The sequence below is a fragment of the Streptomyces chartreusis genome (genome assembly GCF_008704715.1).
Taxonomy (GTDB): domain Bacteria; phylum Actinomycetota; class Actinomycetes; order Streptomycetales; family Streptomycetaceae; genus Streptomyces; species Streptomyces chartreusis.
In genome coordinates this window covers 8,759,959-8,782,044 of record NZ_CP023689.1, presented here as the reverse complement: position 1 = coordinate 8,782,044, position 22,086 = coordinate 8,759,959, and the positions used below count along the sequence as shown (strand labels likewise).

The window sequence follows — 22,086 nt, the reverse complement described above, 5'->3', positions numbered from 1 at the left end:
CTCGGCTAGCCTGGACGCACGATGAACGACCGTATGACGACGCCCTGGGGCGACCTGGCTCTGACCCGTTTCCCCGAGGACCCGCGCGAGCGGCTGCGCGCCTGGGACGCCTCCGACGAGTACCTCCTCAGGCATCTGGCGGAGCAGGAGATCCCGCTGTCCGGCACGGTCGTGGTCGTCGGCGACCGCTGGGGCGCGCTGGTCACGGCGCTCGCCGCGCACCGGCCGGCGCAGATCACGGACTCGTACCTGACGCAGGAGGCCACCCGCGCCAACCTCGCCCGGCACGGCGTCGAGCCCGGCACGGTCCGGCTGCTCACCACGCAGGACGCGCCGCCGGACCGTGTCGACGTCCTGCTGGTGCGGGTGCCGAAGAGCCTGGCGCTGCTGGAGGACCAGCTGCAGAGGCTGGCGCCCGCGGTGCACGAGGGCACGGTGGTGGTCGGCACGGGCATGGTGAAGGAGATCCACACCTCGACGCTCCAGCTGTTCGAGCGGATCCTCGGCCCGACCCGCACCTCGCTCGCGGAGCGGAAGGCCAGGCTGATCTTCTGCACGCCCGAGCCGTCCCTGGAGCGGGCCGCCAACCCCTGGCCGTACGCCTACACGCTCCCCGACGGCATCGGCACCGTCTCGCAGGGCAGGGTCGTCAATCACGCGGGCGTCTTCTGCGCCGACCGGCTCGACATCGGGACGCGGTTCTTCCTGGGGCATCTGCCGGACGGCAAGGGCGCGCAGCGGGTGGTGGACCTCGGGTGCGGCAACGGCATCGTCGGTACGGCGGTCGGGTTGGCCAATCCCGAGGCCGAGGTGCTGTTCGTGGACGAGTCGTTCCAGGCCGTGGCCTCGGCGGAGGCGACGTACCGGGCCAACGGGGTGCCCGGGCACGCCGAGTTCCGGGTGGGCGACGGGATGGCGGGCGTGCCCAGCGGCACTGTCGACCTCGTCCTGAACAACCCCCCGTTCCATTCGCACCAGGCGACGACGGACGCGACGGCCTGGCGCATGTTCACGGGCGCCAAGCGCGCGCTCCGGCCGGGCGGCGAGCTGTGGGTGATCGGCAACCGGCATCTCGGGTACCACGTGAAGCTGCGGCGGCTGTTCGGGAACAGTGAACTGGTCGCCGGGGACCCGAAGTTCGTGGTGCTGCGCGCCGTCAAGCGCTAACCGGCGCGGCCCGGGTCAGTGAGCCTGAAGCACCCCGATGATGTCGGCCACCGCGCGCACCATCGCCTCGCGGCCGACGCTCAGGTACTTGCGTGAGTCGACCGCCTCCGGGTGGGCCGCGAGGAAGTCGCGGATCGCGCTTGTCATGGCGATGTTGAGGGCGGTGCCGACGTTGACCTTGGCGATGCCGCCCGCGACGGCCGCGGCCAGTTCGCCGTCGGGGACGCCGGAAGAGCCGTGCAGGACCAGAGGGACGTCCAGGGCGGCGGCGAGGCGCTTCAGGAGTTCGTGGTCGAGGGTGGCGGTGCGGGTCGTCATGGCGTGCGAGCTGCCGACGGCGACGGCCAGGGCGTCGGTGCCGGAGTCGGCGACGAAGGCGTGCGCCTCGACGGGGTCGGTGCGGGCTCCGGGGGCGTGGGCGTCCAGAGGCGGCTCGCCGTTCTTGCCGCCGAGGCGACCCAACTCGGCCTCGATCCACAGCCCTTGGGCGTGCGCCCAGTCGACGGCCGCCTTCGTCGCGGCGAGGTTGTCCAGGTACGGCAGTCGGGCCGCGTCGTACATCACCGAGCTGAACCCGGCGTCCGGGGCCTGGCGCAGCAGGTCGTCGCTCTGGACGTGGTCGAGGTGCAGCGCGACGGGGACGTCGGCGCGTTCGGCGGCGGCGACGGCCGCGCGGGCCAGCGGCAGCAGCCGTCCGTAGCGGAACTTGACGGCGTTCTCGCTGACCTGGAGGACGACGGGCGAACCGGCCGACTCCGCACCGGCGATGACGGCCTCGACATGCTCCAGGGTGATGACGTTGAACGCGGCGACGGCTGAACGGGCTGCGGCGGCGCGGGTGATGAGCTCGCCGGTGGTCGAGAGGGGCACGGCCTGTCCTTTCTCCTGCTTCCGTACCGGGGCGCGTCAGGGGGCGAGGATCACGGACCGGGTGAGGTGGCGCGGCCGGTCCGGGTCGAGGCCGCGGGCCGCGGCGACGGCGACCGCGAGCCGCTGGGCACGGACGAGTTCGGCGAGCGGGTCGAGACGGCCCTCGATCCACAGTCCCCCGGTCGCACGCACCTGTTCGGCGAGCCCCTCGGGTGCCTCGCCGAACATCCAGGTGGCGGTGCCGGCGGTGGTGATGCTGATCGGGCCGTGCCGGTACTCCATGGCCGGGTAGGCCTCGGTCCAGGACAGGGACGCCTCGCGCATCTTCAGCCCGGCCTCGTTCGCCAGCCCCACGGTCCAGCCGCGCCCGAGGAAGGTGAACTGGCCGCATTCCACGAGCCCTTCGGGCAGGTCGGCGGCGAGTGCGGTGCGCGCGTCGGCCACCGCGGCGTCGGGGTGCAGGCCGAGGTGGGCGCGGAGCAGGGTGAGGGCGGTGGTCGCGAAGCGGGTCTGCACGACGGACCGTTCGTCGGCGTAGTCGAGGACGACGATCTCGTCGGCGGCCGCCATCACGGGTGTGTCCGGGTCGGCGGTGATCGCCGTGGTGCGCGTGTGCCCCTCCAACCCCGCCAGCAGGTGCAGGACTTCGGTGGTGGTGCCGGACCGGGTCAGGGCGAGGACTCGGTCGTACATCCGTCCGGCCGGGAACTCCGACGCGGCGAAGGCGTCGGTCTCGCCCTGGCCCGCGCCCTCGCGCAGGGCCGCGAACGCCTGCGCCATGAAGTACGAGGTCCCGCAGCCGACGACCGCGACCCGCTCCCCCGGCAGCGGCAGCGCCCCGCCGAGGCCGGCGGCCTCGCCCGCGGCGCGTGCCCAGCACTCGGGCTGGCTGTTGAGCTCGTCCTCGACATGCGTCATGCCGCCGTCCTCCTGGCTTCCACGAACTGGCTTCGCGAACTGACTTCCATGAACCTTCATGCTTTTTCTTGCAAGATATAGCGAGCTTTCAAGCAGAATCAAGCACTCGACGGTTTCGGGGGTGGGATAAGGTCGCCGCCAGGTCGAGGAATGCCGAGAAATGGAGGCTCGATGTCGCGCGACGCCCGCTGGAAGGCGCTGCTGGAGCTGCTCGTCGAGCGGGGCCGGCTGGACGTCGAGGAGGCGGCCGCCGAGCTGGCGGTGTCGTCCGCCACCATCCGCCGCGACTTCGACCAGCTGGCCGAGCAGCAGATGCTCGTGCGCACCCGGGGCGGCGCGGTGGTGCACGGAGTGTCGTACGAGCTGCCGCTGCGCTACAAGACCGCCCGGCACGCCACCGAGAAGCAGCGCGTCGCCAAGGCGGTGGCCGATCTGATCGCGCCCGGCGAGGCCGTCGGGCTGACCGGCGGCACGACGACCACGGAGGTGGCCCGCGCCTTGGCGGTGCGCAGCGACCTGACCTCGGGCTCGCCCGCGCTGACCGTCGTGACAAACGCCCTCAACATCGCCAATGAGCTGGCCGTGCGCCCCCAGTTCAAGATCGTGGTCACCGGCGGGGTCGCCCGCCCGCAGTCGTACGAGCTCATCGGGCCGCTCGCGGACGGCGTGCTGGGCCAGATCACGATCGACGTGGCGGTGCTCGGTGTCGTCGCCTTCGACAGCGCGCACGGCGCAGCCGCGCACGACGAGGCGGAGGCCGCGATCAACCGGCTGCTGTGCGAGCGCGCCGAGCGGGTGATCGTGGCCGCGGACTCCAGCAAGCTGGGCCGGCGCGCCTTCGCCCGGATCTGCGCGACCGAGGTGGTGGACACGCTGGTCACGGACACGGCGGCCGACCCGGAGACCCTGCGCCGCTTCGAGGAGGCGGGCCTGCGGGTCATCGCCGTCTGAGCCCCGGCGCCCCGGGATCCCGCCGCCCCGCCCCTCCCCCGGCCGATTCCACCTACGCTGGGAGCGAGGCGCATGGCGGGCCAGGGAGGCTGCGATGAGCACTACTCCGATCGAGACGGGCACACCGGGGGCGTCGCGGTACGTGCCGATCGCCGATCACGGCCTGATCGGCGACCTGCGCAGCGTGGCCCTGGTGGGCATCGACGGCACGATCGACTGGTACTGCTGCCCGTCCTTCGACGCGCCCAGCGTGTTCGCGGCGATCCTGGACGCCGAGCGGGGCGGCTGCTTCGAGCTGGCGGCCTCCGTGCCGGCCCGGACCAAGCAGTTCTACTTCCCCGACACGAACGTCCTGATCACCAGGTTCTTCACCGAGGACGGCGTCGGCGAGGTGCAGGACTTCATGCCGGTCGACGGCGAGCCGGCCGAGGTCGAGCGGCACCGACTGATCCGGCGCGTGGTGTGCGTACGCGGCTCCATCCCGTTCCGCACCCGGGTCGCGCCCCGCTTCGACTACGGCACCCGGACGCACACCGTCCGCATGGACGGCGAGGTGGCGGTCTTCGAGTCGGAGGAGCTGGCCCTCGGGCTGACCTCCACCGTGCCGCTGGAGATCGACGGGCCGGACGTGCACGCCGACTTCAAGCTCTCCCAGGGCGAGTCGGCGGTGCTGGCGCTCGACCAGGTCGGCGGGGCGCTCGCGCTGAAGCGGTGCGCGCGGACCGAGGCCGAGACGCAGTTCAACAGCACGGTGGCGTACTGGCGGCGCTGGCTGTCCGCCTCCAAGTACCGGGGCCGCTGGCGGGAGATGGTGCACCGCTCGGCGCTGACCCTGAAGCTCCTCACCTACGCGCCCACCGGCGCGATCGTCGCGGCACCGACGACGAGCCTGCCCGAGCAGGTCGGCGGCGAACGCAACTGGGACTACCGGTACATGTGGGTGCGCGACGCCGCCTTCTGCGTGTACGCGATGCTGCGGCTTGGCTTCACGACCGAGGCCGAGGCCTTCATGCGGTTCCTGACCGAGCACGTCAGCCGCGGCGACGGCTCGCCCGCGGGACCGTTGCAGATCATGTACGGCATCGACGGTCGCACCGATCTGCCCGAGCGTGAACTCGACCATCTGGAGGGCCATCTCGGCTCCGCCCCGGTGCGGGTCGGCAACGCCGCCTCCGACCAGCTCCAGCTCGACATCTACGGGGCGCTGATCGACTCGATCTACCTGTACGACAAGTGGGCGCAGCCCATCTCCAGCGACCAGTGGGACAACGTGTGCGCGCTGGTGGACTGGGTCTGCGAGAACTGGGACCAGCCCGACGAGGGAATCTGGGAGACCCGCGGCGGCCGCAAGAACTTCCTGTACTCGCGGCTGATGTGCTGGGTGGCGATCGAGCGGGGCATCCGGATGGCCAACCGCCGCGGCCTGCCCGCCGAACTGCCGCGCTGGCAGGAGTGCCGGGACAGGATCTACCGGCGGATCATGAGCCGGGGCTGGTCCGAGACGCGCCAGGCCTTCGTCCAGTGCGAGGACAGCGACGTACTGGACGCGGCGGTGCTGATGATGCCGATGGCGAAGTTCATCGCGCCGACCGACCCGAAGTGGCTGTCCACCCTCGACGCCCTCACCGAGGACCTGGTGTCCGACTCGCTGGTCTACCGCTACGACCCTGAGGCCAGCCCCGACGGACTGCGCGGCGACGAGGGCACGTTCTCCATCTGCTCGTTCTGGTACGTCGAGGCGATGGTCCGGGCCGGCCGGGTCGACGAGGCGCGCCTCGCCTTCGAGAAGATGCTGACGTACGCCAACCATCTGGGCCTGTACGCCGAGGAGATCAGCCACACCGGCGAGCAACAGGGCAACTTCCCACAGGCGTTCACGCATCTGTCCCTGATCAGTGCCGCGTTCAACCTGGACCGCGCTCTCGGATGAGGCGGGTTCGCGCCGGTTATCGAGCAGACATCGAACTTAGGTGAGGCTAACCTAAATAGGGTTCCCCAACTCGCCCGGAGGGCAACCCGAGATGACGCCTGGCTCGATCTTCCCGTACGTGATGCCGACCCCCGCGATGCTGCCCGACGACACCACGGGATGGACCCTCGATCCGGAACGTGCGGCGCTCGTGGTCCTCAACCTGCAAAGACGCTTCGTACGCGTCCTGGCGGAGGAAGGTGCCCCGGTCGCCGAACTCCTCGCCAATGCGGGCCGGTTGGTGGACGCGGCGCATGCCGCGGGCGTGCCCATCATCCATTCGGTTCCGGCCGGGGAGCGCGGACCCGCCACCTATGTACGGCGGTCCGGGGCGCCGGACGACCAGGACGGCGAGGCGTTCGCCGAGCAGGTCGAGCCGCGCACCGGGGACGCGGTGCTCACGGCCCGCAAGCACAGCGCGTTCGCCCGGACCCGGCTGGAGGGCCGGTTGCGCGACCTGCGGCGGGACCAGGTCGTGATCGCGGGGCTGTTCGCCCGGGTCGGGGTGCTGATGACCGCCGCGGACGCCTGGGTTCAGGACCTGGAGCCGTTCGTCGTGGCGGACGCCGTCGCCGACGCGTCGGCCGGGAGCCACGGCTTCGCGCTGGAGTGGGTGGCGGACACGTGCGGGGCGGTGACGTCCACGGACCGGGTGGTGACGCTCTTCGGCCTCGTCGCGCCCGCGGCGGAAGCGGTCTGACCCCGGCCGCCGGGGGCTGCCCGGCGGCCGGGGCACGAGTCCTCAGTGGCCGTGCCCCTCGGTCCCTTCGTCGTGCGCGGGGGCCTCGGTGGCGGTCGTCGCCCCACCGGCCCGCACCGTGAACTCCGCGGTGTGGACCTTGCCCTCGTGCTTGAAGTCGAGGAACAGACGGTAGGTGCCGCTGCTCGGGGCCGTGGCCGTGAACGAGATCTGCGGGCCGGGCTTCGTGCTGCCGTCGCCGGGTTCGCCGTTGGGGTGGACGTGGAGGTAGGCGAGGTCGCCGGAACGCAGGGCCACCAGGTGGCCGTAGGCGCCCAGGTAGGGCTGGAGGTTCTTCACCGGGCGGCCGTCGCGGGAGACGTTCAGCTTGAGTTCGCTCGCCTTGCCCGGGCGCAGGCCGCCGTCGAGGCGGACCTCGTAGCCGTGGATCTTCGCGGTGCCGTTCGGTGCGGGCATCCCCAGCGGCTCGAAGGAGCCGGCGGCGGCCAGGTCCGCGCCGAGGGTGAGGTTCTCCGCGCCCTTCTTCGCCGGGGTGAAGTCGGCGAAGACGCGGTAGCCGCCCGCCCGGGGCAGTTCGACGGGGATGCTCCAGGTGCCGTCGGCGGCACGGGTGGGGTGCAGGTGGCGGTAGGTGACCAGGTCGCGTGAGGCGACGATGAGGTGCAGTTCCTTCTCGTGTTCGCGCTGATAGGCGGTGACCGCACGGCCGGCACTGTCACGGATGGCGAAGCTCAGCTCGGTGCGCTTCCCGGCGGTGACGGTCGGGGTCCGCAGGTCGAGGGTGTAGCCGCCCTCGGAGATCTGGAGTCCGCCCGCCGGCGCCGTCTCGTGCCCGCCGTGACCGCCCGCGCCTTCCGCGTCCGGCTTCGCCTCGCCGTGGCTCTCGTGACGGGCGGGCGCGGGGTCCTCCACGACCGGGTCGACACCCTTGCCCACGCCGTAGGCGGTGCCGAAGGTCGCGGCCAGTGCGGCGGCGAACGCGGTGATCCTCAGTCCGGCATGCATGGCGGTCTCCTACGGGTCTGATCCTTCGATACGGTCCTTCGATGCACCTCACGATACCCCTGGGGGGTACCAAGTCAACCCCGATCCAAGCTTGCGTCGCCTACCCCCTAGGGGTATACATGGACTTCGGCAAGGATACCCCCACCCCGTATCAAGGTCGACCTCGACCGCGTATCCCAGGAGGAACCCATGTCCACCACCACCTACGCCGTCTCCGGTATGAGCTGCGCCCACTGCAAGGCCACGCTCACCAAGGTCATCGGCGAGCTGGACGGCGTCACCGGGGTCGATGTCGATCTCGCGACCGGACAGGTCACCGTCTCCAGCACCACCGAGCCCGACGACGCCCTGATGGGCGAGGTGGTCGACGACGCCGGTTACGAGCTGACCGGCCGCGCGGCCTGACCCGCACCCCGCCCGCGGAGCCCGGCCGCCCCGGGCTCCGCCCCACCCCGCACGAGGAGCAGCGATGACCACCACCGCGTCCGACCCCACGACCGAGGTAGAACTCGCCATCGGCGGCATGACCTGCGCCTCGTGCGCGGCTCGCATCGAGAAGAAGCTCAACCGCATGGACGGGGTCACCGCCACGGTCAACTACGCCACCGAGAAGGCGAAGGTCAGCTACGGCGGTGACGTCTCCGTGCCGGATCTGATCGCCACCGTCGAGGCGACCGGGTACACCGCGCGGGAGCCGGCGCCACCCGTCCAGGACGCGCCCGAGGACACCGGCGGGGACGACGAACTGCGGCCGCTGCGGCAGAGGTTGATCACGGCCGTGACGCTGGCCGTGCCCGTCGTCGCGATGGCCATGGTCCCGGCGCTCCAGTTCGAGTACTGGCAGTGGCTGTCGCTGACGCTGGCGGGGCCCGTCGTGGTGTACGCCGGATGGCCCTTCCACAAGGCCGCGTTCACCAATCTGCGGCACGGCGCGGCCACCATGGACACGCTGATCTCGGTCGGCACCGTCGCCGCGTTCCTGTGGTCCCTGTGGGCGCTGTTCCTCGGCACGGCGGGCGAGCCGGGCATGACGCACCCCTTCGAGCTGACCATCGCCCGAGGTGACGGCTCCGGGAACATCTATCTGGAGGCGGCCGCCGGAGTCGTCGCGTTCATCCTCGCCGGGCGCTACTTCGAGGCCCGCTCCAAACGCAAGGCGGGAGCGGCGCTGAAGGCACTGCTGGAGCTGGGCGCCAAGGACGTGACCGTGCTCGGCGGCGACGGCCGCGAACGGACCGTACCCGTCTCGGAGTTGAAGGTCGGCGACCGCTTCCTCGTACGTCCCGGCGAGAAGATCGCCACCGACGGCACGGTCGTGGAGGGCTCGTCGGCGGTGGACGCCTCCATGCTCACCGGCGAGTCCGTGCCGGTGGAGGTCGCGCAGGGCGCCCCGGTCACCGGGGCGACGATCAACGCGGGCGGACGGCTCGTCGTCGAGGCGACCCGGGTCGGCGCCGACACCCAGCTCGCCCGCATGGCGAAGCTGGTGGAGGACGCGCAGAACGGCAAGGCCGCGGCACAGCGGCTCGCCGACCGGATCTCCGCCGTGTTCGTGCCGATCGTGATCGCACTCGCGCTGGCCACCCTGGGCTTCTGGCTCGGCAACGGCGCCGGTCCGGCGGCGGCGTTCACCGCCGGGGTCGCCGTCCTCATCATCGCCTGCCCGTGCGCCCTGGGCCTGGCCACGCCGACCGCGCTGATGGTGGGAACCGGCCGGGGCGCGCAGCTCGGGATCCTGATCAAGGGCCCGGAGGTGCTGGAGTCCACACGCAAGGTCGACACCATCGTCCTCGACAAGACGGGCACCGTGACCACCGGGCGCATGACCCTGCTCGCCGTGCACCTCGCCGACCGCACGGACGAGGCCGAAGTCCTGCGCCTCGCGGGCGCGTTGGAGCACGCATCCGAGCACCCGATCGCCCGTGCCGTGGCCGACGGGGCACTGGAGAAGCTGGGTTCGCTGCCCACACCCGAGGACTTCGCCAACGTGCCCGGACTCGGAGTGCAGGGCATCGTCGACGGACACGCGGTGCTGGTGGGCCGGGAACGGCTGCTCGCAGAGTGGGCGATGGAACTGCCCGAAGCCCTGCGGCAGGCCAAGTCCGACGCCGAGGCGGCCGGTCGTACCGCCATCGCGGTGGCCTGGGACGGCGAGGCGCGGGCCGTGCTGGAGGTCGCCGACGCGGTGAAGGAGACCAGCCCGGAGGCGATCCGGCGGCTGCGCGCCCTCGGTCTCACCCCGATCCTGCTGACCGGCGACAACGACGCCGTCGCCCGGTCCGTCGCCCGCGAGGTCGGCATCGCGCCCGAGGACGTCATCGCCGAGGTGCTGCCGCAGGACAAGGCCGATGTCGTCAAGCGCCTTCAGGGCGAGGGCCGTTCGGTCGCGATGGTCGGCGACGGTGTCAACGACGCGGCCGCCCTGGCCCAGGCGGACCTGGGGCTGGCGATGGGCACGGGGACGGACGCGGCGATCGAGGCCGGCGACCTCACCCTGGTCCGCGGCGACCTGCGCGTGGCCGCCGACGCGATCCGGCTCTCCCGCAGGACGCTCGGCACCATCCGGTCGAACCTGTTCTGGGCCTTCGCCTACAACGTCGCCGCGCTGCCGCTCGCCGCGGCCGGTCTGCTCAACCCGATGATCGCCGGGGCGGCCATGGCCTTCTCCTCGGTGTTCGTGGTCGGCAACTCCCTGCGGCTGCGCTCGTTCCGGGCCACGGACTGACGACTCCGGACCAAGTGAAGAGGGCGCCGCACAAGCGGCGCCCTCTTCACTTCGTTCGTCAGCCGAAGGCCTTCACGGCCTGGTAGTACGTCCAGGCCGTGCTGTTGCACGCGGTCTTCGACGCACCGCTGTAGTTCGCGCACACACGCTTGAGATCCTCGTAGAAGGCGCTGTCCAGACGGGACTTGTTGGCGTCGAAGGCGCCGATGGCCTTGTAGTTGCGGTAGCCGAAGTCGTGGCGGGCGCAGGACGTGGAGAAGGGGAAGCCGAAGGGGTTGTCGGGCGAGGAGGAGCAGTAGTCGGTGGACCAGTCGAACCCGTACGCGGACCAGGCGGACTGGTTGTTGCGGGCGGCGACCCAGGTGTTGTAGCTGGACGCGCTGGTCTGGGTCCAACTGGACAGGACCTGGGGCTTGTCGGCGGGGGCAGCGTCGGCTGCCGCCGCGGTGGCGACGACGGTCACGAGGGAGAGGGCTGAGGCGGCAAGACCGGTGGCGAGTCTGCGGTGCATTCCACACCTCCATGAGGCTGCGACCCGCCCGTCGGGCCGCAGGTTCATGACAAGATGATTGACACCTGAACGGCTCTTTCACACCGCATGCGCCTCAATTGCCCATTAACTCTTGGACATGCGAGGAGATCAGGGGATGAATTCGACGTCCCTCCGTAGGTCCACGGCGGTCAGCGCCAGGGCCAGCGGACCCGGGGCGAGGAACGCGAGCGGCACCAGCATCCAGGCGCACAGGACCGCTGTGGCCAACGCGAGCAGCACCAGGCCGCTGCCGCCCAAGTCCCGTACGCAGTCCCGGGCGGCCCGGCGCAGGGCGGCCCGCCAGTCGGTCAGCGACTCGGGGCGGGCGCAGGCACGCAGGCCCGCCACCATGGCGCACGCCCCGATGCAGGCGGCGATCACCGCGAAGGCAGACCCGCCCGGCAGACCCGCCCGGGCCAGCGCCAGATCCGCGGCCAGCAGCAGGACCCCCGCCGCCGCGAGGGCGCCCATCGCGAAGTCGCCGGTGCGCAGCCGTCGTCGTAGCAGCGCGAAGTACCGCCCGGCCGTGGCGGGCCGCCCCTCCCCGGCGCCGCGCAGCACCGCGCAGGCGGTCGACAGCGCGGCGGGGGCCGTCAGCAGGGGCAGACAGGCCACCGCGGTGGCGAGGCCGACACTCAGTACGTCGGCGAACAGGGCCATGCGCGGGCCGAACACCTCGCCCGCCTCACGTGCCGGCATCCCGCTCACCCCTTCAGTCCGGAGCCGGCCATGCCCTCCACCAGGAACCTCTGGAAAGCGAGGAAGAACAGCACGATCGGCAGGAGCGCGATCACGGACAGCGCGAACATCGGGCCGAACGCCGAGGTGCTGGAGGCGTCGACGAACGAGCGCAGGGCGAGCGTGAGCGTGAACTTGTCCGGGTCGAAGAGGTAGATGAGCTGGGTGAAGAAGTCGTTCCACGTCCAGATGAAGGTGAAGATCGCCGTGGTGATCAACGCGGGCCGGGTGAGCGGCAGCACCACCTGGAAGAAACTGCGGAACGGGCCGCAGCCGTCGATGCGGGCGGCCTCCTCCAGCTCGCGCGGCAGACCGCGCATGAACTGCACGATCAGGAACACGAAGAACGCCTCCGTCGCCAGGAACTTCGGCAGGATCAGCGGCCAGTAGGTGTTCACCAGACCGAGCTGGTTGAAGATGATGTACTGCGGGATCAGCACCGCGTGGTGCGGCAGCATGATCGTGGCGATCATGAACGCGAACAGCGGCCCCCGGAACCGGAACCTCAGACGCGCGAAGGCGTAGGCGGCGAGCGAACAGCTGACGACGTTGCCGAGGACGGCGCCGCCCGCGATCAGCAGCGAGTTCCCCAGCAGCCGCCAGATGGAGACTTCGTTGACGCCGTCCAGCGCGGTCGAGTAGTTGGACCACTCCAGCCGGCCGGGCAGCAGGTCGAGGCTCGCGATGACCTCGTCGGCCGGCTTGAGCGAGGTGGCCAGCAGCCAGGCCAGCGGATAGAGCATCACCAGCAGGGCGGCGAGGCAGCCGAGGTGCAGGGCGATCCGGCCCCGGCGGACGGGCTTGCGGGTGAGTGCGGTCACGGTCATCGGTCCCCCTCGGAGGTGTAGAAGACCCAGGAGCGCGAGGTGCGGAACAGCACCGCCGTGACGGCGCCGATCACGATCAGCAGCACCCAGGCCATGGCGGAGGCGTAGCCCATGTGGGAGGCGACGAAGCCGCGGTCGTAGAGGTAGAGCGTGTAGACGAGCGTCGAGTCGGCGGGACCGCCCTTGCCCGCGCCGATCGCGAAGGCCGGCGTGAAGACCTGGAACGCCTGGATGGTCTGGAGCACCAGGTTGAAGAACAGGACCGGGGACAGCATGGGGACGGTGACGGACAGGAACTGCCGCCACTTGCCCGCCCCGTCGACGGCCGCCGCCTCGTACAGCTCGGCCGGGATCTGCTGGAGTCCGGCGAGGAAGATGACCATGGGCGCCCCGAACTGCCACACGGTCAGCAGCGCCACGGCGATGAGTGCCCAGCCGGGCCGGTTCACCCAGCCGCCGGTGCCGAACAGATTGTCCACGGTGCCGCCGTCGTTGAAGATCGCGCGCCAGACCAGCGCGATCGACATCGACGCGCCGAGCAGCGAGGGGGCGTAGAACGCGGACCGGTAGAAGGCCTTTCCGCGCTTCATGGACTTCAGGGCGAGCGCGACGACCAGGGCGAGCGCGAGTTGCAGGGGCACGGCGATGACGACGTACGTCAGGGTGGTCGTCACCGACCGCCAGTAACGCGGGTCCTCGGTGAACATCTGGACGTAGTTGCGCAGGCCCACCCAGCGCGGCGGGTTGAACAGGTCGTAGTCGGTGAAGGACAGGTACAGCGACACGGCCATCGGCAGCAGGGTCAGGACGATCGCGCCGAGCACCCACGGGGACAGGAACACCCAGGCGGGGCCCTGCCGTTCGCGTCGGCGCTTCGGGGGCACCGCGGTCTTCGCCCCTGCGGGGATGAGGGTGGTGGTCATGACCGCAGCTCCGCCTTCGCCTCGGTGACGTAGTTCTCGGCCGCCTCGCGGGGCGACATGCGCTCGTACGACACCTGGTCGTAGTCGCGTTGGAAGGTGGTCTGCAGGGCGTTGTCGCCGGACGGCGGGGCCTGCGGCGGGGTTCCGAGGGTGCCCTCCAGGGAGGCCTGGTAGGCGGCGATCGTCCCGTCGAAGTCGGTGAGCCGCGGCTCTATCTCCTTGCGGACGGAGTCGTTGACGGGGATGCCGCGGGTGGCGCCGAGGATCTTCGCCGCCTGCTCGTCGTTGACGAGGAAGTCGACGAGCCGTGCCGCCTCCTCCGGGTGGCCGGTGTCGGCGCCGACGCCGAGGAACATCGACGGCTTGAAGTACTGGCCGGGTGTGCCGTCCTCGCCGGAGGGCATCGGCGCGAGCGCGATCCCGCCCGGTATGAGGGCGAGGTAACCGCTGGCCGGCGCGTCCCAGTTGGCGTCGGTCAGGGACTCACCGCGGCCCAGCGGGGTGTTCTCGACGGAGCCGTCGAGCTGGGTGGTCTGCTCGGCCGGCGAGACGACGCCCTCGCGCCGCAGCTCGTCGGTGAAGGTCCACCAGCGGGTCAGGTCGTCGGCGGTGAAGCCGAGCCCGCCGTCCTCGGTGTAGAGGGACTTGCCCCGGCCGCGCAGCCAGACCTCGAAGCAGTCCTCGCTCTGGCCGGGGTCGGTGGCGCCGGGTCTGCCGGTCCGCTCCGCCAGGGTCCGCATGGTGTCGGCCCATTCGCTCCAGGTCCAGCTCCGGTCCGGGAGCGGTACGCCGGTCGCCTTCCATCCCTCGACGTCGTAGGCGATCGTCTCGGTGCCGCGGCCCTGCGGGACGGCGTACTGCGTGCCGTCCAGCCGGCCGGTGGCGAGCAGGCCCGCGTCGATCTCGCCGGTGCGGAGTACGGCCTTCTGCTCGCCGAGGTCGAGCAGGACCCCACCGGAGGCGTACTGGTCGATCTGGCGGTAGTCGAGCTGCATCACGTCGGGGGCGTCGCCGCCCGCGGCCTGGGTGGCGAGCTTCTGCTTGTAGGCGTCGTAGGCCGAGAACGACGTCTGCACCTGGATGTCGGGGTGCTGTTTCTCGAACAGGGCGAGGGCCTGCTCGGTGCGCTCCGCGCGGTCGGGGTTGCCCCACCACGTGTAGCGCAGCACGACCTTGCCGCCGCCGACCGACTCCCCGGATCCTGTGCAGCCCACCAGCATCGCGCAGAGCGCCAGTGCCGCGGCCGAAGCGCAGAACCCCTTTGTCCTGTGTCCGGGCATGCCGAGGTCACCTCTCTTCTCCTCGGGCTCTTCTTGACGGCCCCCCTGTGCCCCCTGTGCCCCCCCTTGAGCAAGCGGTGCTATTCGCCGCCGTACGGCAGCGTCGTCCCCGGCAGGTTGTACTCGTCCCGGCGGCCGCACATCCCGAACCCGCCGAGCCTGGTGGGCCCGGCCTCGTGCGCGGTCGCGTCGCCGAGATACGCCGGCTCGCCGGCCGCCAGCGCGTCGAGCTGGGCGCCCGTGCGCTCGGCCGCCGCCCGCGCGCCGGCCCGCCACAGCTCCCGCCAGTCGGGCACCTTGGCACGCACGAGGCGGGCCGCGGAGCGTTGGAACTCGAGGTACGGGCCGTTGTCCCCGGCGATGAGCGCCTCGCGCAGGACCAGGTAGCCCTCGACGGCGAGGTCCCTGCGGCGCCGGGCGGCGTCGGCGGTCTCCGGGCCCGTGCCGGGCGGGAGTACGGCGGCGGCCGCGTACTTCCCGGGATCGGCGAGGACGTCGGGCGGGAAGGTGAAGACGGCGTCCCCGGCCTCGGGCAGCCCGCTGTTCTGCATCAGCACGGTGATCCGCAGGTCGCCGCCCTGCACCATGCGGTGCACGGTGCCGGGTGTGAACCAGGCGACGGAGCCCGGCTCCAGGGGGATGTCCCGGTAGCCGTCGGGGCTGAGCGTCTGGACGGCGCCCCGGCCGCCGGTGACGACGTACGCCTCGGCGCACACCAGATGCAGATGCGGGCTGCCGCCGCACACGCCGTCCGCGGCCTCCCAGTCGTAGGCGCTGAGGTGGGACAGGCCGACGGCGCCGGGCAGCGGACGCGGCAGGTACGGCTTTCCCACGACACTCCCTCCGGGCTTCACCACGGCTTTTCCTCCGGGCTTCACCACGGCATTCCCTCCAGGTGGGCGGCCACCCGTTCCCGGTCCCACGCCCCGTCGGCGAAGACGACGCGGTACCGGTAGGCGAAGGACTCCCCCGGCGGCAGCTCGAACTCCTCGAAGAACGCCCAGGAGAACGCCACCGTGGGGATGGGCTCCGCGCGCACGAACCAGTGCGACTCGTGCAGGGCCTCCAGGTTCTCCGGCGCGTGCGCGAACACGAGCGTGGAGTGTCCGTCGACGTCGTCGTGCTCGGTGGTGAAAGCCAGCCAAGGGCCCTGGCTGCCCATCAGTTTGTCGGCGTCCGCGTCGGATCCCGGGGCGAAGGCGGTCCCGCCCGTGAAGTCGCGGGGGCCGCGCCACTGGAGTCCGGTGTAGCCGGCCATCTCCCGTCCCTCGGTGGTCGGGGAACCGAACCGCAGTGGCGCCTCACGGGTGTTGGTGAGCCGGATCGACCAGTCCAGGGCCCACGCGCCGGCCTCCTCGTCGACCGAGTGGACGATCAGCCCGCGCATCTCGCGCGCCCACTCCTCGCCGCCGTTCTCGATCCAGGTGAGCTCCTCGGCGACGGTGAGCCGGTCGTCGTCCACGGCGAGCACCGGGAAGCCGTCGTGCCGCATGGAGCCGACCCGTTCCGGCAGGGCGACGTAACCCTGCCCGTGCACATAGCAGTTGCCGCCCCAGAAGTTCTGGCCGGACAGATGGCTCGCCGTCATCTGGAGACCCTTGTGCCAGCGGTGGTCGCTGGGCCGGTACCCGGTCACGGTGTGCCCGGCGAGGGTGCGCACGGGGTGCGCGTAGGGCTTGCGGGACTCGAAGGCCGCCGGGTCGGGGCGGTAGACGTAACGGAGGATCTCGGTGCCGTTCGCCGCCGTCACCGCGATGTGGTCGCCGTGCGCGTGGGTGACGCGGATGCTCATGCGCGCTCCTTGGGGGCCCAGTGGGGGTGGTCTCCGTGCATGGCCGGGTAGAACGGGTCGCCGGGCGCGATCTCGCCCGCGTGCACCGGCAGACCCGTGAACGCGGCCTTGTACAGGGCCGCGGCGAAGTCGAGGGTGGCCCGGGCGTCCGGACCGCTGCCGGGCGGCCGGACACCGTTGCCGCGGGCGTCCAGGAGGGCGCCCAGTTGTGCCGTGTGCGAGCTGGGCACGTCCGCCGCGGGGGTGCGCCAGGCGGCGGCCCGTTCGGAGGGCACGTGCGGGGCCGGGGTGTAGACCCAGTCGTCGTTGCGGTGGCCGTAGAGGTGGGTGAGCTCGACCGTGGCGTCCGCGCAGTCGACGCGGATGCGGCTGACCTCGTGCGGGGACAGGACGCTGTTGACGACGGTGGCGAGGGCGCCGCTCTCGAACCGTACGAGGGCGGTGGACACGTCCTCGCTCTCGGTGTCGTGGACCAGCCGCGTCGCCATGGCGCGTATCTCCACCCAGGGGCCGAGCAGATGCAGCAGCAGGTCGAACTGGTGGATGCCGTGCCCCATCGTCGGCCCACCGCCCTCGGTGGCCCACCGTCCGCGCCACGGCACCGCGTAGTAGGCGGCGTCCCGGTGCCAGGTCGTCTGGCAGTGCGCGACCAGCGGGGCGCCCAGCTCACCACTCGCGATCAGCTCGCGGGCGTGCACGGCGCCGGAGCCGTAGCGGTGCTGGAAGACCACCGACGCGTAGGCGCCCGACGCCTCCTCGGCCGCCGCGATGTCGTCGTACTCGGCGAGCGACAGGCACAGCGGCTTCTCGCACAGCACCCAGGCGCCCGCCCCGAGCGCGGCGATCGTCTGCTCCCGGTGCAGGGACGGCGGGGTGCCGATGAGGACGAGGTCGGGGCGTACGGCCTCCAGCATCTCGTCGGTCGAGCTGTACCCGGTGACGCCGTCGCCCGCGAGTTCGCGGAAGGCCGCCAGCCTCGCCGGGTCCACGTCGACGGCGGCGACCAGCTCCGCCCGGTCGGCGTGGGATCTCAGCGCGGGGAGGTGGCTGCCGCTGACGATGGCGCCGGTGCCGATCACGGCGACGCGGCGGCGGGCGGGACTTGGGGACATGCGGTATCTCCTCGGACGGCCGGCGGACAGCCCGCTTCAGAAAGCGCTTGCACTTCGAGGGCGACCCTAGGCAGGGACGGAATGTAAGGACAACCCCTCTGCGGCGACGGGAGTGAAGCCGAACCCGTTCGGCGCGGCCCACGTTCCGCACGCTCCCCTGCCCGGCGCTCACTCAAACGGGCGAAGATCGCCGAGAGCCGCGACCCACGCGACGGGTCAACTCGGCTTCCGCGACGCGGCGTTGACAGTGTGCGGCATCCGCGTCACCGTGATGACTCGTCGTGCCCGGGAGGTCACCCATGGCAGCAGCTGGTACCGACACCGATTTAGTCGCCCGTGTACGGGCACTGGGGCCGCTCGTACGGGAGCACGCCCCGCGCACCGAGCAGGAGCGGCGGGTGGTGCCCGAGGTCGCCGCGGCATTGACGGACGCCGGGGTCCACCGGATGAACGTCCCCCGGCGGTACGGCGGTTACCAGAGCCGGCCGTGCACCCAGATCGACGCGATCGCCGCGATCGCCGAGTCGTGCGGCTCGACCGCGTTCAAGACCATGATCCAGGCCGGCTGCTCCTACATCGCGGCGCTCTTCCCCGACGAGGCGCAGGACGAGATCTTCACCGGCCCCGACGTGAAGGTCGGCGGCACTCTCATCCCCGACGCGACGGCGGTCCGGACGGACGGCGGCTACCTCGTCAACGGCACCTCGGGGTTCGCCACCGGCTGCCACGACGCCGACTGGCATCTGCTGACGGTCCGGGTGCCGCCGGAGTCCGGCGAGGGGCCGCCCGAGACGCTGTGGACCGCGGTGCCGATGGCGGAGCTGGAGATCCTCGACGACTGGTACGTGTCGGGGCTCGCGGGCAGCGGCAGCAACAGCGTCGTCGCGCGCGACGTGGTCGTCCCGGCGCACCGGGTGCTGCCGGTCGGGCCGTTGCTGGCGGGCGAGTTCCCGTCGAAGGCCAACGCCGACGATCCGTTCTACCGGATGCCCGTCCTGCTGATGTTCTGCGCCTGGACCGCGCCCAACGCGCTCGGTCTGGCCCGCTCCGCCCTGGCGGAGTTCACCGAACGCAGCCACCGACGGGGCATCACCTACACCTTCCACCAACGGCAGAACGAGGCTACGGTCACCCACCTCCAGGTGGCCGAGGCGGCCATGAAGATCTCCTGCGCCGAGCTGCTGACCGCCGACTTCGTCGCCGTCATCGAGTCGCGAGCCGAGTCCGGTGAGCCGTACACACCCGAGGAGCGGACGAGGATCCGGGCGCAGAGCGGCTATGTCGTACGACTGTGCAAGGAGGCCGTCGAACTGCTCGCCTCGGCCTCGGGGGCGTCGTCCCTGCACCGGGACGTGCCCATCCAGCGGACCGTGCGCGACGCGCACGCCCTGAGCCTGCACTCGTTCGTCAATCCCGCCACCAACCTGGAGATGCACGGCCGGGTCCTGTCGGGACTCGACCCGGGCACGCCCTTCGTGTAGTCCCCCGCCGGGTTCACCCCTTGGCGAGGAAGCGCCGCAGCCGGGTCAGCGGCCAGGCGTTGATCACGTCCTCCTTGGTGAGCCAGCCGCGCTGCGCCGTGCCCACGCCGTAGCGCAGGTTGGCCAGGTGCACGACGGCGTGCGCGTCGCTGTCGACGGCGAACTTCACGCCGTGCCGCCTGGCCCGCAGGATGTCCTCGTCGCGCAGGTCGAGCCGGTCCGGATGGGAGTTGATCTCCAGGGCGGTGCCGGTGCGGGCGCAGGCGGCGAACACCGCGTCGAGGTCGACGTCGATGGCGGGGCGCTTGCCGATGAGGCGGGTGGTGGGGTGGCCGATGATGTGGACGTGCGGGTTCTCGCAGGCCCTGACGATGCGCCGGGTCAGCGCCTCACGGTCCTGGTTGAAGTGCGAGTGCACCGACGCCACGCACAGGTCGAAGCCGGCGAGGAACTCCGCGGGCCAGTCCACCTCGCCGTCGGGGCCGATGTTCAGCTCGGCGCCGTGCAGCACCCGCATGCCGCCGCGCTTGCCGCGCCTGCCGTACTCCTCGTCGAGTTCGCGGACGCGTTCGCGCTGGGCGAGGATCCGTTCGTCGGTCATGCGCTGCATGGCCATGTCGGGGCCGTGGTCGGTGACGGCGTAGTAGGCGTAGCCGCGCTCGGCGGCCGCGGCGACCATCTCCTCCAGCGGGGCCAGCCCGTCGGTGAGGTCGGTGTGGGTGTGCAGATCGCCGCGGATGTCCTTCTCCTGGATCAGCTCGGGCAGCTCTCCGCGCAGCCCGGCCTCGACCTCGCCCCGGTCCTCGCGCAGGGTGGGCGGGATCCACGGCAGGCCGAGGCGGGCGTAGACGTCCTCCTCGGTCCTGGAGGCGATCCTCTCCCCGGTCTCGGTGTCGAACAGCCCGTACTCGGACAGCTTGAGCTTCTGGTGGACGGCCATCTCCCGGGTGCGGATGTTGTGCGCCTTGGACCCGGTGAAGTACTGCATGGCCGCGCCCCAGGAGTCCGGCGGCACGACACGCAGGTCGACCTGGAGTCCTCTGGTGGTGCGGACCGAGGTCTTCTTCTGTCCGTGCGCGATGACCTCGGAGACGTACGGCAGTTCGGTGAAGGCCCGCATGACGGGCGCCGCCTGCTTCGCCGCGACCAGGATGTCGATGTCGCCGATGGTCTCGCGGGCGCGGCGCAGCGATCCGGCGTAGGCGCACCGCTCGACGCCGTCGACCTGCGACATCCCGGCGACGATGTCCTCGGCGAGGCTCATCGCGACATCGATCAGGACCCGGTCGCCGGAGGACCGGAGCAGGTCGATGCCGTGCAGGATGTTCTCCTCGGTCTTCGGCCCGAAGCCCTTCAGGTCGCGCAGCCGCTCCTCGTGGATGGCGTCGGCGAGTTCCTCGGTGGTGGAGATGCCGAGTTCCTCGTACAGGACCAGGGCCTTCTTCGGGCCGAGCGTGGGGATGGCGGTGAGCTGCCGGACGCCGGCGGGGATCTTCGCGCGCAGTTCCTCGACGGCGGACACGCTGCCGGTGGCGAAGTACTCGACGACCTTCTCGGCGATCGACTTGCCGACGTTCGGGATCTCCTTGAGGCCTTTGGCGTCGAGCTTGGAGACATCGGCGTGGTGGCCGCCGATCGCTCGGGCCGCCTTCTCGTAGGTACGCGTCCTGAACGCGTCTCCGCCGGTGATCGAGATCAGGTCCGCGTACTCCTGGAGCAGTGCGGCGACCTCGTCGTTGGACCGTGCCACGCCTCCAGGGTAGGCACGGGAGGGCCGGCCGGACGAGCCCGGCCGGGCCGACCGTGTCGCCGCGCTACTGGCCCAGGGGCGTGGGCGGAGTGGTCGTCGGGTCGGGTTCGGGCAGCTGGGCCGTCATCGGCGGGTGCGCCGGGGTCGCCTTCTCCTTCGTCAGCGCACCGATGACCCTGCGGGCCACGAGGGGGTCGGCCGGCAGGGTGTGGGCGGCGAACCAGCGGGCGGCAGCGGGGGACGGGGACGGTTCGACGAACTCGGCTCCGGCGTAGTCGTCGAGCGGCGGGTCGTAGATGTAGCCCGCGACGACGCCGTGGTCGACCAGGCGTTCCACGAGGGCGTCGCGGTCGTGGACCAGGAGCGGCACCCGGAACAGGGAGGGCGGGCCCTCCTGCGAGGTCCGCTCGCGCAGCGCCGGGGTGGCCCAGGTCGTGCCGGACAGCAGCGAGACGCCGGCCCTGCGGCGGGCCAGGTCGCCGTCGAGCAGTGCCATCCGCAGCTCCAGCTGTCCGCGCACCAGGGCGCCGTGGCGGGAGCGGAAGCCGTGCAGGTCGACGCGTACCCAGGGTTCGTAGGCGGCCAGGCTGGGCGCGTGGCGGGCGCTGCCGGCGAGGCGGGGCGCGTGCAGGGCCATGCGGAAGTCGTCGCGTTCGAGCAGGCCGAGGCGCTGCATGGTGCGCCAGGCCGGGCGCACCAGCCGGAGGGTCCGCACGGTGGAGCGGGCCAGCGGGCGCAGGGTGGTGGCCAGGTCGTCGCGCAGCCGGCGCGGGGTGAGCAGGTCGTCGCGCAGCAGCTCCAGCTCGCGGCGGGCGCGGGTGCCGTCGACGGCGAGGAAGCCGCCGGCCATCGCGGCGACGTGCTTGGACAGACTGAACGCCGCGGCCGTCCCGAAGCTGCCGATCGGCCGGCCGTCCACGTGCGTGCCGATCGCGTGTGCCACGTCCTCGATCAGGGGGATCCCCAACTGGTCGCAGCGGCGGCGCAGTTCGACGACCCGGTCGGGCAGGCCGTACAGGTTGGTGGTCAGGACCGCGTCGATGTCGCGCCAGGTGGAATCCGGTACGGCGGCCGGGTCGATGTTGCCGTCCCACTGGGACACGGGGGCTTGGACCGGGCGCAGTCCGGCGGCGAGGACGACGAAGAGGATCACGTCGTCGTTCACCGGGGACATCAGCACCCGTCCGCCCGGCCGGCACCAGCGCCGCAGCGCCAGGTACAGGGCCAGTCGGGCCGAGGGCGTGTAGACGCATTCGCGTCCGATGCGCCGTGTCATCATCGCGGCGAGCCGCGATCCGTACGGCATGGTCACCTCTTCCGTGGAAGGGTCCGACGAAGGGTCGCCC

General features: G+C 71.5%; 20 protein-coding genes. 7 read left to right on the top strand and 13 right to left on the bottom strand.

The window, feature by feature from the left end; translation table 11 throughout:
* Positions 1-33 precede the first annotated feature (33 nt).
* Positions 34-1,167, top strand: coding sequence for a methyltransferase (locus CP983_RS38920; RefSeq protein ID WP_150507121.1), 1,134 nt, complete (start codon positions 34-36; stop codon positions 1,165-1,167).
* Positions 1,168-1,182: 15 nt separating this feature from the next.
* Here the strand turns inward: CP983_RS38920 and CP983_RS38915 are convergent, their stop codons facing one another.
* Both CP983_RS38915 and CP983_RS38910 read right to left on the bottom strand, forming a co-directional pair.
* The gene (locus CP983_RS38915) at positions 1,183-2,037 is read right to left on the bottom strand and encodes a class II fructose-bisphosphate aldolase (RefSeq protein WP_150504945.1); all 855 of its coding nucleotides are present in this window, start codon (positions 2,035-2,037) and stop codon (positions 1,183-1,185) included.
* Positions 2,038-2,073: 36 nt separating this feature from the next.
* On the bottom strand, positions 2,074-2,955 hold the full coding sequence (locus CP983_RS38910) for an SIS domain-containing protein (RefSeq protein ID WP_150504943.1): 882 nt from the start codon (positions 2,953-2,955) through the stop codon (positions 2,074-2,076).
* A 171-nt stretch (positions 2,956-3,126) separates the two neighbouring features.
* Here CP983_RS38910 and CP983_RS38905 point away from each other — a divergent pair, with 171 nt between their 5' ends.
* The 3 genes from CP983_RS38905 (at position 3,127) to CP983_RS38895 (ending at position 6,575) form a co-directional block, all read left to right on the top strand.
* The gene (locus CP983_RS38905) at positions 3,127-3,906 is read left to right on the top strand and encodes a DeoR/GlpR family DNA-binding transcription regulator (protein WP_150504940.1); all 780 of its coding nucleotides are present in this window, start codon (positions 3,127-3,129) and stop codon (positions 3,904-3,906) included.
* A 94-nt stretch (positions 3,907-4,000) separates the two neighbouring features.
* The gene (locus CP983_RS38900) at positions 4,001-5,836 is read left to right on the top strand and encodes a glycoside hydrolase family 15 protein (protein WP_125529767.1); all 1,836 of its coding nucleotides are present in this window, start codon (positions 4,001-4,003) and stop codon (positions 5,834-5,836) included.
* 91 nt (positions 5,837-5,927) lie between these two features.
* On the top strand, positions 5,928-6,575 hold the full coding sequence (locus CP983_RS38895; protein ID WP_150504938.1) for an isochorismatase family protein: 648 nt from the start codon (positions 5,928-5,930) through the stop codon (positions 6,573-6,575).
* 42 nt (positions 6,576-6,617) lie between these two features.
* Here CP983_RS38895 and CP983_RS38890 read toward each other — a convergent pair whose 3' ends face one another.
* Positions 6,618-7,580, bottom strand: a complete 963-nt coding sequence (locus tag CP983_RS38890) for a hypothetical protein (protein ID WP_150504936.1) — start codon at positions 7,578-7,580, stop codon at positions 6,618-6,620.
* A gap of 189 nt (positions 7,581-7,769) precedes the next feature.
* On the opposite strand from CP983_RS38890, the gene CP983_RS38885 reads away from it, so the two are divergent.
* Positions 7,770-7,985 (top strand): heavy-metal-associated domain-containing protein, encoded by a 216-nt coding sequence (locus CP983_RS38885; RefSeq protein ID WP_125529764.1) that lies wholly within the window; start codon positions 7,770-7,772, stop codon positions 7,983-7,985.
* 64 nt (positions 7,986-8,049) lie between these two features.
* Positions 8,050-10,305 carry a heavy metal translocating P-type ATPase gene (locus CP983_RS38880; RefSeq protein ID WP_150504933.1) on the top strand — a complete coding sequence of 752 codons (2,256 nt, stop codon included), beginning with the start codon at positions 8,050-8,052 and terminating at the stop codon, positions 10,303-10,305.
* 58 nt (positions 10,306-10,363) lie between these two features.
* Here the strand turns inward: CP983_RS38880 and CP983_RS38875 are convergent, their stop codons facing one another.
* The 8 genes from CP983_RS38875 to CP983_RS38840 form a co-directional block, all read right to left on the bottom strand.
* Positions 10,364-10,816, bottom strand: a complete 453-nt coding sequence (locus tag CP983_RS38875; RefSeq protein WP_125529428.1) for a phospholipase — start codon at positions 10,814-10,816, stop codon at positions 10,364-10,366.
* A 129-nt stretch (positions 10,817-10,945) separates the two neighbouring features.
* Positions 10,946-11,536 carry a hypothetical protein gene (locus CP983_RS38870; RefSeq protein ID WP_150504931.1) on the bottom strand — a complete coding sequence of 197 codons (591 nt, stop codon included), beginning with the start codon at positions 11,534-11,536 and terminating at the stop codon, positions 10,946-10,948.
* A 5-nt stretch (positions 11,537-11,541) separates the two neighbouring features.
* A complete protein-coding gene (locus CP983_RS38865; RefSeq protein ID WP_107911580.1) occupies positions 11,542-12,402 on the bottom strand; it encodes a carbohydrate ABC transporter permease in 861 nt (286 codons plus the stop codon).
* Positions 12,399-13,325, bottom strand: coding sequence for a carbohydrate ABC transporter permease (locus CP983_RS38860; protein ID WP_150504929.1), 927 nt, complete (start codon positions 13,323-13,325; stop codon positions 12,399-12,401). Before CP983_RS38860 ends, CP983_RS38865 begins: the two co-directional genes overlap by 4 nt.
* The gene (locus CP983_RS38855) at positions 13,322-14,605 is read right to left on the bottom strand and encodes an ABC transporter substrate-binding protein (RefSeq protein WP_150504927.1); all 1,284 of its coding nucleotides are present in this window, start codon (positions 14,603-14,605) and stop codon (positions 13,322-13,324) included. The genes CP983_RS38860 and CP983_RS38855 overlap by 4 nt, the downstream gene beginning before the upstream one ends.
* An 80-nt stretch (positions 14,606-14,685) precedes the next feature.
* Positions 14,686-15,438: a cupin domain-containing protein gene (locus CP983_RS38850; protein WP_150504925.1), complete on the bottom strand. Its 753-nt coding sequence runs from the start codon at positions 15,436-15,438 to the stop codon at positions 14,686-14,688.
* 41 nt (positions 15,439-15,479) lie between these two features.
* The gene (locus CP983_RS38845; protein ID WP_107911588.1) at positions 15,480-16,397 is read right to left on the bottom strand and encodes a DUF6807 domain-containing protein; all 918 of its coding nucleotides are present in this window, start codon (positions 16,395-16,397) and stop codon (positions 15,480-15,482) included.
* A complete protein-coding gene (locus CP983_RS38840) occupies positions 16,394-17,509 on the bottom strand; it encodes a Gfo/Idh/MocA family protein (RefSeq protein WP_150504923.1) in 1,116 nt (371 codons plus the stop codon). Before CP983_RS38840 ends, CP983_RS38845 begins: the two co-directional genes overlap by 4 nt.
* Before the next feature lie 299 nt (positions 17,510-17,808).
* Here CP983_RS38840 and CP983_RS38835 point away from each other — a divergent pair, with 299 nt between their 5' ends.
* Positions 17,809-18,990 (top strand): flavin-dependent monooxygenase, encoded by a 1,182-nt coding sequence (locus CP983_RS38835; RefSeq protein WP_150504922.1) that lies wholly within the window; start codon positions 17,809-17,811, stop codon positions 18,988-18,990.
* Positions 18,991-19,003: 13 nt separating this feature from the next.
* On the opposite strand, the gene polX is transcribed toward CP983_RS38835, so the two are convergent.
* Entirely contained in the window at positions 19,004-20,740 is a 1,737-nt protein-coding gene (gene polX, locus CP983_RS38830; RefSeq protein WP_150504920.1) for a DNA polymerase/3'-5' exonuclease PolX, read from the bottom strand.
* Between the two features lie 64 nt (positions 20,741-20,804).
* Positions 20,805-22,046, bottom strand: a complete 1,242-nt coding sequence (locus CP983_RS38825) for a DegT/DnrJ/EryC1/StrS family aminotransferase (protein WP_150504918.1) — start codon at positions 22,044-22,046, stop codon at positions 20,805-20,807.
* Between the last annotated feature and the right edge of the window lie 40 nt (positions 22,047-22,086).